The organism is Streptomyces coffeae, from assembly GCF_016741875.1.
Classification (GTDB): domain Bacteria; phylum Actinomycetota; class Actinomycetes; order Streptomycetales; family Streptomycetaceae; genus Streptomyces; species Streptomyces coffeae.
Map to the genome: position 1 here is coordinate 441,690 of NZ_JAERRF010000006.1, position 16,791 is coordinate 458,480.

Here is a 16,791-nt window from a genome sequence, read left to right on the forward strand (position 1 = left end):
GGGGTGAGGCCCGAGCCGCTTTCGGCTCGGGCCTCAGTCTCGTCGTTCTGGTGAACGTAACTCAACGCGCTTGCGTCTGGCCTTGGTTGAGACCCTTCGTAGGGGACACCGGTACCGTGATCCGGCTGGCGCCCAGGTCCACCGTCACCTTCGCCGCGGTGGCGTCCTCGAAGTAGAGGAAGTCGGCGTCGGTGCCGCCGAGGACAAGTCCGAGCCGGTGGCCCGGCTTGATCCGGTAGTCGTTGGGCAGGGTCCGCCAGGTGACCCGGGCGTACTCCCCAGGGGCCATCGGCTCGGGGGTGCTGGCCGAGTGTCGGTTCTGCGCGTCCATCCAGCCACGGGCGATCACCTCGAACGGCTTGGTGGCCGTCACATGGGCGGTCTCCTTGTAGCAGGCGTTGTCCTGGGCGGTGCTCTCACCGTGGCACGACTCCTCGGCCAGCCCTCGCAGACCGTCGTGGATCCCGTTCTGCGGTTCGTTCCGCGCCCAGTCGATCCGCTCGTCCTCGCCGTAGTCGACCAGCAGGGCCGTGAGGTTCGACGTCGGCTTGTTCAGGGAGACCCGCAGATCCACGGTGGGGGTACCCGACAGCCGTACCGCATGGGGCAGCGGCGGGGTGGCGAACGCCAGCCGTCCGGGCCGGTCCACGGAGGGGTCGGTGATGAGAACGGCCTCGCTCAGCTTGGTGTCCGTGAAGGAGTCGGTGCCTCGGGCGGGTTGGGGTGAGAGCGAGCCGTCGGGTGCGGGACGCAGCGACACCGAGGAGGTGTGCGCGGGCCAGTCGGCCTGAGCCGCCCAACTGTCCGGCCCGGTCTGGAGGTCCACCCGGGGCTCGTCCATGATCCCGTTCCGCAGACCGTACAGCCAGTGGTCGAACCAGCGGTGCACGGTGGAGACCCAGTGCGCACGCCGTCCGGGCCAGTCGAAGGGATCGGTGTGCCCGTAGCGTCCGAGCCAGAGCTTGCGCGGCACATCGCGCTGCGCCAGCGGCGCCCACCAGTTGGCGAACTGGTCGATACGCACGTTGTAGTCGTTGGTGTCGTGGACCGCGAACACACTGGCGCGGACCTTGCCCGCCTCGGGCGCCGGTGGCGCGAGGTAATTGCGTTCGTGCCAGTAGTCGTTGTAGTTGCCGGTGGCGTCGTCCTCACCGGCCGAGAGCGCGTCACGGACCGCTTGGCACTTGGTGTCGGGGTCGGAGTCCAGCTCACCGGCCAGCCAGGGCCCGAAGCCGTTCCAGTGCTTGGCGCCGTTGTGGCGGGCGAAGTCGTACCAGGAGCTGATCGCCGATATCGGGACGATGGTCTCCAGTCCTTCCACTCCCGTCCCTGCCACGGCGTTGGCGAGGGTGCCTTCGAAGGAGTGGCCGATCATTCCGGCCTTGCCGGTGGACCAGGTGGCTTTGGCCTCGCTGCCGTCCGGCCGGTACGCGGTGGCGCGGCCGCCCAGCCAGTTGATGGCCGCCTTGGCCGCCGCCACATCGGCGGCACCGCCGACGGTCGGGCAGCCGTCTGACCTGCCGGTCCCCGTCGAGTCCACATCGACGACGGCATAGCCGCGGGGTACGAAGTAGTTGTCGTAGAACAGTGGGAAAATCACCGGGTTGCCGTGGTCGTCCCAGGACTTCTTCTCCGCCTCGAATCCGCGGCCGACGGTGTCGCTGTAGGGGCTTGACATCATGATGGTCGGCACCCTGAGCCCCTGTTGTGTTTCCTTGGGGCGGATGATGTCGACGGCTGCCCGGTCCTTGTGACCGTCGCCGTCGCTGTCGACGGGGGTCTGGACCATGATGTGTTCGCGGATGGCGTCCTGGTAGGAGAAGACCGGCTGGGTGCGGCCGTGGGCCACACGGATGGACGTCGCCTCCGGGGCGCGGGCCGACGCCGGCCCGGCGAGGAGGGTGGCGAGACATGCCGATACCGCGGACGCGGCGATCACGTCCCGCCGCCGTCGTGAGGTGAGCACGCGGACCTCCTGGTCGCTGGGGAACACAAAAGGACCGGCCCGGGGACAGCCAACGGCGGCTGTCCCCGGGCCGGAGGGGAGCTACTCCGCGATCTTCGTCCGCCCGGTCCAGCGGAAGGTCGCCGGGGTGAAGTCATCCCCGGTGCCGATGAGTTCGAAGTGCTCATATCCATCGCGATGCTGGATCTTGAGCTTTCTGGATGTGAGGGACGATCGCTCGGCCTGGTGCGCCCGTGGCAGATCGTCCGGACCGCCTTCGAGAACGACATCGACCTCGGTGTCGTCCGCAAGGAATCCGATATGTTCGTTCATCTGTACCCCTCGGTTCATCCGCGGATTTCCTATGCGGGGACCTGAAGTTCAAGCCGGTCATCCGAGGTGAGGATGGCCCGCTGCATGTCCTGGAGGGCCCGGCAGGGCTCCAGCCCGAGTTCTTCGTTGAGCGTTTTGCGTGCTGCCTGGTAGACGTGCAGGGCATCCGCCCGGCGACCGCAGCGGTAGAGCGCCAGCATCAACTGGCGGTGCAGAGCTTCCCGCAAGGGGTGCTCGGTGGTCAGCTGGTAGAGGTCACTCACCAGTTCACGATGGCGACCGAGCATAAGACGGGAATCCGTGAGCATCTCGACGCACTCCAGACGGGCCTCTTTCAACCAGGTCTGAAATCCCTCCAGGATCGGTCCATGGCAAACGTCGTCCAGCAGCGGGTCGCGCCAGAGGTCGAGTGCGGATTCGAAGCCGGCGGTGGCCTGCTTGTAGCGCCCTTCCCGAAGATGGTTCCGGCCCTCGCCCACCAGGCGTTCGAAACAATGGAAGTCGAGTTCGTCGGGGCCCAGTTGCAGGACATAACCCGGGGTCCGGGTCTGTACAGGGCTTTCGCTCGGATCGGGGCGGCGCAGGAACTTTCGAATCTGCGAGACATATACATGGAGTCCGGCGATGGCCCGCCGCGGCGGATCCTCTCCCCAGATCTCCGCGATGAGCTGGTCGATCGGAACCACCTGGTCAGCGCGGACCAGAAGAACGGTCAGCAGGACCTCGATCTTTCGGGCCCTGATGGTTAATTTCTTTTCCCCCTCGACCACCCGGAGGGGGCCCATGATCTCATATCGCACGGTACGTCCCATCCCAGTATCCAACGGGTGCGGTGGGCGGGCAGCTGGGACGGGCTCTGGTGTGTCGATCAGGTCGCCTGCCCCGGCTGCCCGGGGAGCACGGCGGTCTGTCGGTCCCGGGGCCGCGCCGCCCCGAGGGGGATGGGAAGAAGCAGGAAACCGCCGAGCCGCCCACGTGTGAAAAGTGGTCCGGGTGTGCCTCGCGGCACGGGGACGGACGGTGCCGCCGGAGCCACCGACTCACGTCGTTCGCGACTGCCATTACTCACCCCTCATTTATCGCGGACCTGCCGGTGATTGGGAGAACTGACGAGCGAGATGTGCTACGGCAGGTGCCCCAGATCGTAAGCGCCTCTTATGACTATCCACCCCGCCTTGAATCCGGATATACGCATCCTCGAGCCGCTGCACCCGGCCGAGGCAATACGGTGCTCTCGTTGACGGGGACAACCATGTGATACGAGATCTTGACGCCGTTCCGCATGGTCGGTACGGATCGATGATTATTCTCGGAGCAGTCCGGAAGATCGGGGTCCGGATTCCTTGGATCGTCAGGCGTTGCAGCCAGCGAAGAGAATACGCGGACCGCCTCGGCCGGGACAAGCGTCTCCAGCGAGCTCTGGGCGTTGCCCGCGCCGTTGATGAGGAGTGGGTAATCCCGGACTCCAGAGGTCCGGTGCCCTACCGAACGTTTGGGATAAACGTCGGAATCTGTGTGGTCATGGTTTGTGCGCGACCACGATCGCACACCCCGCACTCGGTACCGTCGGCAGCGCCGACTTGGCGGCGTCGAGCACTTCCTGGACGCTGACGCCGTGCCGCTGCTCGAACTCCCGGCGGCAGCGGAGGATGCCGTCGATCATGCGGTTGGCGGTGTCCTTGGTGTGTTCGGTGACATCGGTGAGTTCATCGAGTGTCAGCCCGGCATCGCTGATCAGACCGGGCCAGTCCGCAAGCCGGGTCAGCGAGGTGACGACCTTGGGGTCGTCCTCCGGCCGGTAGCTCCCGTCGCTCGGCGGTGTCACATCCGTCAGCACCAAACGCCCTCCGGACGTCAGCACCCGAGCCATCTCCCGCAGTGCCGTCGGACGGTCCATGTGATTGATCGATTCGAATGCGAGTACGGCGTCGAATGACGCGTCGTCGAAAGGCGTGGCCATGGCGTCGGCGTAGTGAAAGGACACCCGATCGGAAAGCTGATCGATTCGGGCGGACTCGGTCGCCTGTTTGACCTGGAGCTCACTGATCGTGATGCCCACCACATGGGCGCCGGTGGCCGATGCCACCCGCAGCGCGGGTTTCCCGATACCGCAACCGGCATCCAGCACCCGGTCTCCAGGACCCACCCGCAGCCGTTCGATGAGCAGATCGGTGAAACGATCCGTGGCTTCCTGCACCGAACTGGTGTCCGACGGGCCGTCCCAGTAGCCGAAGTGGAAGTTGTCGTCCCACGCCATCTGCAACAACGGCCCGAGCGTGCTGTAGTAGTCCGACACCGTGCCGTCCGGCGGTACGGCTGAGGGGGATGTCATGGCACTCCTCCTGATTCTCGGAAGATCCGGTCGGCCATCAAGGGCCCGGTCCGGGCCCACCCGTCACGTCATGATCCGGGGTGCCGTTAACGCGTCTCTAAAGTGACCGGCCGCAGAACCATTTGGTCTGCCTTTAGACCTGCGCCGCAGGATGGGCGAAGTGCTCGCACCGATCATCAATCCGGAGCGGGAGTACCTCCCATGACCAAGGACACGCTCACGATTTCCCAGCGCCCCCGGCGGTGTGATGGATAGCGCCGCGCCCACCCCGACACCTCGGCCCGCGGGGCCCGTCGCCGTGGTGGGAATGGCCTGCCGACTGCCCCAGGCGCCCAGCCCGTCGTCGTTCTGGCGGCTGCTGCGGCACGGTGTCGACGCCATCACCGCGATGCCGGCCGATCGCCGCCGCGCCGGGGCCACCACCGGCCACGACCGTCCGGAGACAGCCTGGTCCGGCGGATTCCTGGACCGCGTCGACACCTTCGACGCCGGCTTCTTCGGCATCTCGCCGCGCGAAGCGGTGGCCATGGACCCGCAGCAGCGGCTGATGCTCGAACTCGCCTGGGAGGCGTTGGAGGACGCCGGAATCCGCCCCGGGACGCTGAGCGGCAGCGCCACCGGTGTTTTTGTGGGCGCCATCTGGGACGAGTACGCCGCCCTGCTGCGCCGTCACACCACAAGCGCCCGCCCGCGGCATGCCATGACCGGAGTGCACCGCAGCATCATCGCCAACCGCATCAGTTACGGATACGGGCTACGCGGCCCCAGTATCACCGTGGACACCGCACAGTCCTCCGGGCTGGTGGCCGTGCACACCGCGTGCGAGAGTCTGCGGCGCCAGGAATGCGTCCTGGCGCTGGCCGGTGGCGTCAACCTCATCCTCAGCGAGGACAGCATGGAGGCCGCCGCCGCCCAGTTCGGCGGACTCTCCCCGGACGGCCGCTGCCACACCTTCGACGCCCGCGCCAACGGCTTCGTCCGCGGCGAAGGCGGCGGGATCGTGGTGCTGAAACCGCTCGACGCCGCCGTCCGCGACGGCGATGCCGTCTACTGCGTCATCCGCTCCGGCGCGGTCAACAACGACGGCTCCACCGACGGTCTCACGGCCCCCAGCCCGGCAGCACAGGAAGAGGTGATACGCACCGCACACCAGCGGGCCGGGGTCACACCCGCCGATGTCCAGTACGTCGAACTCCACGGCACCGGAACCCCCGTGGGCGATCCGGTCGAAGCGGCCGCGCTCGGCGCCGCCCTCGGCACCGCCAGGACCCACGGCACCCCGCTGCTCGTCGGCTCCGCCAAGACCAACGTCGGCCACCTCGAAGGCGCCGCCGGAATCGTCGGACTGCTCAAGACCGCCCTCAGCATCCACCACCGGCAACTCCCGCCCAGCCTCCACTACGCCACTCCCAACCCGCGTATCGCACTGGCCGACCTCGGACTGCGGGTCCAGGACAGCCTCACCGACTGGCCCCGCCCCGACCAGCCACTGCTCGCCGGTGTCAGCTCCTTCGGCATGGGCGGAACCAACTGCCACCTGGTGCTCGCCGAACCGCCCGCCCCGGTCGAACCCCCCGCTGTCGTCCAGCCACCCGTCCCGGCCGAAGCCCCCGCGCCCGCGGCGCAACTCGCCGCCGTGCCCTGGGTGATCTCCGCAAAGAGCGCGGCCGCCCTGCGCGCCCAGGCCGTACGCCTGCGTGACCACCTCCGCGCGGCCGAACACCCCGGTGACACCCCGGAAGACATCGGACACGCCCTGGCCACCACCCGGACCGCGTTCCCCCACCGCGCCGTCATCCTCGGCGGCGAGGACGACCCCGACGCGCCGGCCCGCGGACTGGACGCCCTCGCCCAGGACACCGAAACCACCGGGCTGACCCGGGGCCAGGTGGCCGACGGCGGCCTCGCGGTGCTCTTCAGCGGCCAGGGCAGCCAGCGCCCCGCCATGGGCCGGGAGCTGTACGCCGCCCACCCGGCCTTCGCCACCGCCCTGGACGAAGTATGCGCGCACCTGGACCGCCACCTGGACCGGCCCCTGCGCGAGGTGGTCTTCGACCGGAACCCCGTGGCCCTGGACCGGACCGCGTACACCCAGCCCGCGCTGTTCGCCATCGAAGTGGCCCTGTACCGGCTGGCCGAGGCCTGGGGGCTGCGCCCCGACTGGCTGATGGGACACTCCGTCGGCGAGCTCGCCGCCGCCCATGTGGCCGGAGTGCTCTCCCTGGCCGACGCCTGCACCCTGGTCGCCGCCCGCGGCCGGCTCATGCAGTCCGTCACGGCCTCCGGCGCGATGGCAGCCTGGCAGGCCACGGCGGACGAAGCCACCGCGGCCCTCGCCGGGGCGGAGGGCCGCCTTGGCATCGCCGCCGTCAACGGCCCCTCGTCCGTGGTGATCTCCGGCGACCACCACGCCGTCCATCAGGCCACCGACACCTGGCGGGCCCGCGGCCGCAAGGCCCATCTGCTCAAGGTCAGCCATGCCTTCCACTCACCCCACATGGACGGCGTCCTCGACGAACTGCGCGCCGTCGCCGCCGGATTGACCTTCGCAACTCCGGCCATTCCCGTCGTCTCCAATGTGACCGGAAGGCTCGCCACCGCCGAACAGCTGGCCTCGCCCGACTACTGGGCGCGGCACGCCCGGGACGCGGTCAGGTTCATGGACGGTGTGCACACCCTCCGCGACACCGGCGCCACCACGTTTGTCGAACTCGGCCCGGACGCCCTCCTCGCCGCCATGACCCGTGAATGCCTCGCCGCGCGCCCCGGCACGGCCCCCGGTCGGCCCCGCCCCGCCGTCCTGGCCGTACTGCGCCGCGACCGACCCGAGACCCAGACCTTCGCCACCGCGCTGGCCCAGGCGTATGTGCGCGGCGCCGATGTGCGCTGGGAGCGGGCCTTCGCCGGGCGCCCCCACCGACGCGTGGCCCTCCCGACCTACGCCTTCCAGCGCGAGCGCCACTGGCCCGACACCGCGCTCCACCCCGAGCCCGTCCCGGGCACCCCACCCGTCGCCGAGCACAGCGTGGGGCCGGACCGGAGCCCGGCCCCGGCGCCGGCGCGCGCGGTCGGGATGCTGGACACCGTCCGTACCCATGTGGCCGCCGTCCTCGGACACAGCGATCCGCGTGCCGTCGAACCCGGCCTGACCTTCAAAGAGCTCGGCTTCGATTCGCTGGCCGCGACCGAACTCGGCGAACGGCTCGCCGAGGCCACCGGTCTGCCCCTCACCGCCACCCTCATCTTCGACCACCCCACCCCCCTCGCCGTCGCCGCACATCTGCGCACCGCCACCGCCCCGGCCACCCCGTCCGCCCTCGCACCGGCCGCCGCGCACCTCGACGACGACCCCATCGCCGTCGTGGCCATGAGCTGCCGCTATCCGGGGGGCGTCGACTCGCCGGAGACGCTGTGGCGGCTGGTGGCCGACGGCGTGGACGCCATCGGGGAGTTCCCCCGCGACCGCGGCTGGGACCTGGCCGCGCTCTTCGACCCCGACCCGGACCGCCCCGGCACCAGCTACGCCCACGAGGGCGGATTCCTGTACGACGCGGCGTGCTTCGACGCGGAGTTCTTCGGCATCAGTCCGCGCGAGGCACTGGCGGCCGATCCGCAGCAGCGGCTGCTGCTGGAGACCGCGTGGGAGGCGTTCGAACGGGCGGGCATCCGCTCCACCGCCCTCAAGGGCAGCCCGACCGGTGTGTTCGTCGGGGTGATGCCCCAGGACTACGGACCGCGGCTGCACGAGGCGCCGAAGGGGCTCGACGGACATCTGCTCACCGGCGGCACCCCGAGCGTGGTGTCCGGCCGGGTGGCCTTCACCTTCGGACTCGAGGGCCCCGCGGTCACCGTGGACACCGCCTGCTCCTCCTCGCTGGTGGCCCTGCATCTGGCCGCGCAGTCCCTGCGCCGCGGTGAGTGCTCGCTCGCGCTGGCGGGCGGGGTCACCGTGATGGCCGCCCCCGGCATGTTCACCGGCTTCTCACGGCAGCGCGGACTCGCCCCCGACGGACGGTGCAAACCGTTCGCCGCGGCGGCCGACGGCACCGGATGGGCCGAAGGAGCGGGCCTGGTCCTGCTGGAACGGCTGTCCGACGCACGGCGCCACGGCCATGCGGTGCTGGCGCTGATCCGGGGCTCCGCGGTCAACCAGGACGGCGCGTCCAACGGGCTCACCGCCCCGAACGGACCCTCGCAAGCGCGGGTGATCCGCCATGCCCTCGCCACCGCCGGACTCGCGCCCTCCGAGGTGGACGCCGTCGAAGCACACGGGACGGGCACCACGCTCGGCGACCCGATCGAGGCCCAGGCGCTGCTGGCCACCTACGGACAGGAACGGCCGGACGACCGGCCGCTGTGGCTCGGCTCCCTGAAGTCGAACATCGGCCACACCCAGGCCGCGGCGGGGGTGGCCGGTGTCATCAAGATGGTGATGGCGCTGGGCCACGGCACCCTGCCCGCCTCCCTGCACATCGACACACCGAGCCCCCATGTCGCCTGGGACAGCGGTGCGGTGCGCCTGCTGACCGAGCCGGTCGCCTGGCCGGACACCGAACGCCCCCGCCGGGCGGCCGTGTCCTCCTTCGGTATCAGTGGCACCAACGCGCATCTGATCGTGGAACAGGCCCCCGAACCTCCCCCCACCGGCGCGGCCGGTGCCGCCGCGCCGGAGCGGATGCCGCACGGTGTGGTGCCGTGGGTGCTGTCCGCGCGGAGCGCGAAAGCCCTGCGCGGCCAGGCCCGGGTGCTGGCCGACCACCTGGCCACCGCCTCCGGGGCATCGCCGGTGGACCTCGGCTGGTCGCTGATCAGCACCAGGTCGGTGTTCGAGCACCGGGCCGTGCTGGTCGGCGAGGACCGCGGCACGCTGGCGGCGGCCGTCGCGGCACTGGCCGCGGGGGAGAACCACCCGGCTGTGGTCGGCCCCGGAGCGATCCGTCCCGGCACGGCAGACGACGGGGGACCGGTTCTGGTGTTTCCGGGACAGGGATCGCAGTGGGCGGGGATGGGCGCGGCACTGCTCGACACCTCGCCGGTGTTCGCGGCGCGCGTCGCAGAGTGCGAGCGGGCACTGAGCCCGTATGTGGACTGGTCGTTGACCGATGTGCTGCGCGGCGCCGAGGGCGCGGCGGACCTGGGCCGGGTGGACGTGGTGCAGCCGGTGCTCTGGGCGGCGATGGTGTCCCTGGCCGCCGTATGGGCCGCATACGGTGTGCGCCCCGCGGCCGTGGTGGGCCACAGCCAGGGCGAGATCGCGGCGGCCGCGGTGGCGGGCGCCCTCTCCCTGGACGACGCCGCCCGGATCGTTGCCCTGCGCAGCCGGGCGCTGCGGCAGCTCACGGGCAGTGGCGCCATGGCCTCGCTCGGACTCGGCCGGGAACGCCTGACGGAGCTGCTGTCGCGCCTCGGCGACCGGGCCGACGCGGTGGTGGTGGCGGCCGTCAACGGTCCCGAGTCCACCGTGGTGTCCGGCCCGCCCGAGCAGGTGGCGGCGGTGGTGGAGGAGTGCCGGAAGGGCGAGGAACGGGCCCGGCTGATCGAGGTGGACTACGCCTCCCACAGCCCCCAGGTCGACCGCATCACCGATGAACTCACCACATCGTTGGACGGAGTCGAGCCAATTGCGTCGCCCGCCGTCGACGTGGCGTTCTACTCGGCCGTGACCGGCGGCCGGGTGGGCGCCGAGGAGCTCGACACCGGGTACTGGGTGCGCAATCTGCGGGAGCAGGTGCGGTTCGCCGACTCGGTCGAAGCGCTGCTGGCCGATGGCCACCGGGTGTTCATCGAGGCCAGCACCCATCCGGTGCTCACCATGGGCTTGCGCGAGACCTTCGAACAGGCCGGGATCGACGCCGTCGCGGTACCCACCGTGCGCCGTGACCACGGCGATCCGGCCCAGCTGACACGCTCGATGGCGCAGGCGTTCACCGCCGGGGTCGCGGTGGACTGGACGGCGCTGTTCCCCGCGGAGCCATCACCGCACACCGTCGAGCTGCCCACCTACGCCTTCCAGCGCGACCGTTACTGGCTGGACGTCACCGGTGGCCGGGGCGGTGATCCGGCCGACTTCGGGCTGACCGCCGTCGGACATCCGCAGTTGGGCGCCGCCGTACAGCTCGCCGACGGCAGCAGCCAGGTGCTGACGGGCCGTCTCTCGGCACAGATCCATCCCTGGCTGAGCGAGCACACGGTGGCCGGGGTGACACTGGTCCCCGGAGCCGCCCTGGTGGAGTGGGCGCTGCGGGCGGCCGACGAAGCCGGCTGCGGCGCAGTGGAAGAACTCACACTGCGGCAGCCGCTCATCTGGCCCGAGACCGGCGGCCTCCGGATACAGGTGGTGGTCGGCCCGGTGGGTGACGACGGGCGCCACGACATGGCCGTGTACTCCCGCCCCGACGACGGCGTGTACGCAGAAACCGACTGGAGTTGCCACGCGGTGGGCGTGCTCGGCCCGTCCGACACCGAGGACCGGACGGCGGAGCTGACCGGGGTGTGGCCGCCGCCCGGTGCGCGGCCGGTGGACATCGACGGGTGCTACGCGCACCTCACCGCATCGGGCTACGCATACGGTCCGGCGTTCCAGGGGCTGCGTGCACTGTGGCGCGACGGCGCCGATCTGCTGGCCGAGGTCGAACTGCCGCAGTCCGCCGGGGAACCGAGGGGGTTCGGTGTCCACCCGGTGCTGCTGGACGCCGTTCTGCACCCGGTGCTGCTGGACGATCTGCGTGAACCCGAGGGGCGAGTACGGCTGCCGTTCGCCTTCAGCGGGGTGTCGCTGTGGGCGACCGAGGCGACCACGGTCCGCGTACGGCTCACCGCGCCACCGCCCGGCCCGGACGGTGGACGGGAGGTGCGGGTGGTCGTCGCCGACGCCGTGGGGGCGCCGGTGCTGACCGTCGACGCGCTGGTGACGCGTCCGGCCGCGGCCGACCAGCTGAAGGCCACGGCCCCGCGCACCGCGGCCACGGCCAACGGCGGGGCGCGTGTGCGGCGGCGCACCGCGGCCACCACCGGCGAGCGGTCCGTCGACTGGGCCGCCCTGCTGGCGGGGCTGTCGGCGGCGGACCGGTACCGGCAGATGCTCCATCTGGTCCGTGACCACGCCGCCACGGTGCTGGGGCACACCGACGCCGACGCCATACACGCCGACGCCAGCTTCAAGGAACTGGGCTTCGAGTCCCTCACCGCCGTCGAACTGCGCGACCGGCTCGCCGCCGCCACCGGGCTGCGGCTGCCCGCGGCGCTCATCTTCCGCTACCCGACCCCGGCAGGGGTGGTGAACCATCTGGTGCGGCGGCTCGCACCCGAGGAAACCACCTCCGCCACGTCCAGCGTCGCCGCCCCGGTGGCCGTGCCGGTCCAACCCCGCACGTCCCGTCGTCCCGTTGCCCAACTGAGCGCGGCGGAACGGCTGGAGTCCGCGTCCGCGGATCAGGTCCTTGACTTTATCGACAACGAGCTTGGTGTGTCCTGAATGTGCCGGGCGCGACGAACGCTGAAGACCGGGTGACCCTCATGGCGAACGAAGAGAAACTCGTCGAATACCTCAAGCGCGTCTCCGCCGATCTCCACGACACGCGGCTGCGGCTGCGTGAGATGGAGGAGCGGGCGCAGGAGCCGGTGGCCGTGGTGGGCATGGCCTGCCGTTTCCCCGGCGGGGTCACCTCCCCGGAGGAGCTGTGGGACCTGCTGGTCTCCGGTGTCGACGCGATCGGTGACTTCCCCACGGACCGTGGCTGGGATCTGGACGGCCTCTATCACCCCGACCCGGAGCACTACGGCACCAGCTGTGTCCGCCAGGGCGGTTTTGTCGCGGCCGACCGGTTCGACGCGGCGTTCTTCGGTATCAGTCCCCGCGAAGCACTCGCCATGGACCCGCAGCAGCGGCTGGTGCTGGAGACGGCGTGGGAAGCGCTCGAGCGCGCCGGTATCGACCCCCACTCCTTGAAGGGCACCCGCACCGGTGTCTACGCCGGAGTATCCAGCCAGGACTATCTGGCCCGTGCGCCACGGATCCCCGAGGGCTTTGAGGGATACGCCACCACCGGCAGCCTGACCAGCGTGATTTCGGGACGGGTGGCCTACACCCTCGGCCTGGAAGGGCCCGCGGTGACCGTGGACACCGCGTGCTCGGCGTCCCTGGTGGCCATGCACCTGAGCTGCCAGGCGCTCCGGCAGAACGAATGCGCCCTGGCGCTGGCCGGAGGTGTCACCTCACTCGCCACTCCCATCATGTTCACCGAGTTCACCCGGCAGGGAGCGCTCGCCCCCGACGGCCGCTGCAAGTCGTTCGCCGCCACCGCCGACGGCACCGGCTTCTCCGAAGGCGTCGGCCTGGTGGTGCTGGAACGGCTGTCGGACGCGCTGCGCAACGGACACCGGGTGCTGGCGGTCATCCGCGGTTCGGCGATCAACCAGGACGGAGCCAGCAACGGGCTCACCGCGCCCAACGACGTCGCCCAGGAACGGGTCATCGGGCAGGCCCTCGCCGGCGCCCAGCTGGGGCCGGGCGATGTGGACGCGGTGGAGGCACACGGCACCGGTACCACACTGGGCGACCCGATCGAGGCCGAGGCGCTGATGGCCACCTACGGTCAGGACCGGCCCGACGACCGCCCGCTGCTGCTGGGCTCGCTCAAGTCCAACATCGGCCACACCCACGCCGCGGCCGGTGTCGCGGGTGTCATCAAGATGGTGATGGCCCTGCGCCACGCGGAACTGCCCGCCAATCTCCACCTCGACGAGCCCACCCCGCATGTGGAGTGGGACGGCAGCGGTATCCGGCTTCTCGACCAGCCCACCGCCTGGCCCGCTCTGGACCGGCCACGCCGGGCCGCGGTCTCCTCCTTCGGGGTCTCCGGCACCAACGCCCATCTGATCCTGGAGCAGGGGCCCGAGACGGATGAGCCCGTCGCGGTGGGCGGTTGTACGGGCGGGGTGGTCCCGTGGGTGCTCTCCGCGCGCAGTGCCGAGGCATTGCGGGGGCAGGCCGCGGCACTGGCCGGGCGGATGGCACAGGACATCGAGGCCGGGCCCGTCGAGGTGGGGTGGTCGCTGATCACCACCCGTGCGGTGTTCGAGCACCGCGCGGTGGTGCTGGGCACGGACCGCGAGGAACTGGTGGCGGCCGTCGAGGCTCTGGCGGCAGGCGACGCGCATCCCGGTGTGATGACCTCTGGTGTCACCGTGGCCACCGGCGACATCGGTCCGGTGCTGGTGTTCCCGGGGCAGGGTTCGCAGTGGGTGGGCATGGGCGCCGGGCTGCTGGATGTCTCACCGGTGTTCGCGGAACGGGTGACCGCGTGCGAACGCGCCCTTGCCCCCTATGTGGACTGGTCGTTGACGGACGTGCTGCGGGGCGCCGAGGGCGCCGCTGATCCGGGCCGTGTCGATGTGGTGCAGCCCGTGTTGTGGGCGGTGATGGTGTCGCTGGCCGCCGTCTGGGCCGGACACGGTGTGCGGCCCGCCGCGGTGGTGGGCCACAGCCAGGGCGAGATCGCGGCGGCGGTGGTGGCGGGTGCGCTGTCCCTGGAGGACGGCGCCAGGATCGTGGCGCTGCGCAGCCAGGCGCTGCGGAAGCTGGCCGGTGGCGGAGCCATGGCCTCGCTCGGTGTGGGACAGGAGCGTGCCGGTCGGATGCTCTCCGGGCTGGGGAAGACGGCCGCCGGAGTCGGGATCGCGGCGGTCAACGGGCCCGCTTCCACGGTCGTATCGGGTCCACCGGAGCAGGTGGCCGCGCTGGTCACGGCATGCCAGGAGAACGGTGACCGGGCACGGCTGATCGAGGTGGACTACGCCTCGCACAGCCCCCAGGTCGACCGGATCACCGACGAGTTGCACACGGTTCTCAGCGGCATCCGCCCCAACACCACATCGCAGGTGGCGTTCTACTCGACGGTGACCGGTGGCCGCGCCGACACCAGCGCGCTGGACACCGCGTACTGGACGACCAATCTGCGCGAGCGCGTACGGTTCGCCGACGCCATCGTGGCGCTGCTGGCCGACGGCCACCGGGTGTTCATCGAGGCCAGCACGCATCCGGTGCTGACGGTGGGGATGCAGGAGACGTTCGAGGAAGCCGGCGTCCGGGCGGTGACGGTGCCGACGCTGCGCCGTGACGAAGGAGGTCAGCGACAGCTGGCGCGGTCGCTCGCGCAGGCGTTCACGGCCGGAATCGAGCTGGACTGGACAACGCTGTTCCCCGCCGATCCCCGCCCCCGTACCGTCGATCTGCCCACCTACGCCTTCCAGCACCAGCGCTACTGGCTGGACGGGCTCAGTGACCGTGGCACCGACCCGGCGGACCTCGGTCTGGTGCCCACCGGACATCCGCTGCTGAGCGCGGCGGTGGAACTGGCCGAGGGTGGCGGCAAGCTGCTGACCGGTCGGCTTGTCGCACCGTCACATGGCTGGCTCGGTGAACACGTCGTGGCGGACACCGCCCTCATGCCCGGCACGGCCCTGGTGGAGTGGGCCCTGCGCGCCGCCGACGAGGTCGGCAGCGGCGGTGTGGAGGAACTGGCGCTCCACGTGCCACTGGTACTGCCGCCGTCGGGTGGACTCCGCCTCCAGGTGTACGTCGGTGAACAGGGCGCCGACGGGCGGCGGGAGGTGCGGATGTACTCGCGCCCCGATGACGGCTCAGGCTCCGGCGCCGGATGGGTGTGCCATGCGGAAGGTGTGCTGAGCCCGCCGTCCGAGGCCCCGGCCCCCGCGGCGGACCAGGGCGGCGTATGGCCTCCGGCGGGTGCGAAACCCGTGGATCTGGAGGGGTTCTACGAGCGGCTCGCGGTGTCGGGATACGCGTACGGGCCCGCGTTCCAGGGGCTGCACGCCGTGTGGCGGGACGGTGCCGACCTGCTGGCCGAGGTGGTGCTGCCGGAGGCGGCCGGGGAGCCGTCCGGTTTCGGTGTCCACCCCGCGCTGCTCGACGCGGCCCTGCACCCCGTGCTGCTCGGCGAACGGTCCGCGACCGACGCCGAACCAGCCGATGGCCGGGTGTGGCTGCCGTTCACCTGGAACGGAGTGTCGCTGTGGGCCGGTGGGGCGACCCGGGTACGGATCCGGCTGTCCCCCGATGAGAGCGGTGCGGACGGGGAGCGGACGCTGCGGGTGAGCGTGGCGGACGCCGTGGGGGCCCCGGTGCTGAGCGCCGAAGCGGTGGTGTTGCGTTCGGCCGGCACCGAGCAACTGCGGGCGGTCCGCACACCCGGCGCGGACGGGCTGTTCGCCATGGACTGGACGCCCCTGCCGGTTGCGGCGACACCGAACGGCGGCGGCCCGGCTTGGGTGGTGCTGGGAGCCGAGGCGCCGATGGCGAGGCCCACCGCGGTGTGCCATCCGGATCTGGAGGCGCTGATCACCGCGCTTGACGACGGCGCGCCCACCCCGGGCGTTGTGGTGGCGCCCATGGCGGTGCCGACCGATGGCGGTGTGCGCGATCTGGCGGCCGACGGACTGGCCTCCGCGGAGCGGACCCTCGCACTGCTCCAGGGCTGGCTGGCCGAACCGCGGCTGGCGGAAGCGACGTTGGTGGTGGCGACCCGCGGAGCCGTTGCCACCGGTGGCCTCGCGGGCGAGGGGCCCGAGCCCGTGGACGTGGCCGGAGCCGCCGTATGGGGCCTGGTACGCAGTGCGCAGACGGAGAACCCGGGCCGGTTCCTGCTGCTCGACCTCGATCCGGGCGACACGTCGCACGACGGTGGGATCGCTCCCGGCACCGACCACCTCACGGACGGCGTGGTGCGGGCCGTGGAACGGGAGGAGTCGCAGCTCGCGCTGCGGAACGGCCGGGTGCTGGTGCCCCGGTTCGTACGCGCGGGATCCGCACCGGGTCTCGTACCCCCCGTGGAGTTGTCCGCGTGGCGGCTCGGGGCCGAGGGCACCGCGACGGTGGACAGCGTACGGCCGGTGGCCTGCCCTGAGGTGCTGGAGCCCCTGGGCGCGGGCCAGGTACGGATCGATGTTCACGCCGCGGGCCTCAACTTCCGCGACGCGCTGATCGTGTTGGGGATGTACCCCGGTGGCGCCGAGTTCGGGGGCAGTGAGGGTGCCGGTGTGGTGCGGGAGGTGGGTCCGGGTGTGACCGGCCTCGCGGTGGGCGACCGGGTCATGGGCCTGTTCGAGGGCGCCTTCGGGCCGGTGGCGGTCGCGGACGCACGCACCGTGGTACCCGTCCCCT

6 protein-coding genes are annotated in these 16,791 nt (G+C 71.1%); 2 read left to right on the top strand and 4 right to left on the bottom strand.

Annotated elements, in window-relative coordinates:
* Positions 1-61 precede the first annotated feature (61 nt).
* From JK363_RS13255 to JK363_RS13270, 4 genes are all read right to left on the bottom strand, one after another.
* On the bottom strand, positions 62-1,966 hold the full coding sequence (locus JK363_RS13255) for a Xaa-Pro dipeptidyl-peptidase (RefSeq protein WP_201875030.1): 1,905 nt from the start codon (positions 1,964-1,966) through the stop codon (positions 62-64).
* 81 nt (positions 1,967-2,047) lie between these two features.
* The gene (locus tag JK363_RS13260; RefSeq protein ID WP_201875031.1) at positions 2,048-2,278 is read right to left on the bottom strand and encodes a DUF5988 family protein; all 231 of its coding nucleotides are present in this window, start codon (positions 2,276-2,278) and stop codon (positions 2,048-2,050) included.
* 29 nt (positions 2,279-2,307) lie between these two features.
* Positions 2,308-3,090 (bottom strand): AfsR/SARP family transcriptional regulator, encoded by a 783-nt coding sequence (locus tag JK363_RS13265; protein ID WP_215910851.1) that lies wholly within the window; start codon positions 3,088-3,090, stop codon positions 2,308-2,310.
* Positions 3,091-3,797: 707 nt separating this feature from the next.
* Positions 3,798-4,610 carry an SAM-dependent methyltransferase gene (locus JK363_RS13270; protein WP_201875032.1) on the bottom strand — a complete coding sequence of 271 codons (813 nt, stop codon included), beginning with the start codon at positions 4,608-4,610 and terminating at the stop codon, positions 3,798-3,800.
* A 247-nt stretch (positions 4,611-4,857) separates the two neighbouring features.
* Here JK363_RS13270 and JK363_RS13275 point away from each other — a divergent pair, with 247 nt between their 5' ends.
* Positions 4,858-12,084, top strand: coding sequence for a type I polyketide synthase (locus JK363_RS13275; RefSeq protein WP_201875033.1), 7,227 nt, complete (start codon positions 4,858-4,860; stop codon positions 12,082-12,084).
* A gap of 41 nt (positions 12,085-12,125) precedes the next feature.
* On the top strand, positions 12,126-16,791 hold a 4,666-nt coding region (locus tag JK363_RS13280), incomplete at its 3' end, for a type I polyketide synthase (RefSeq protein WP_201875034.1).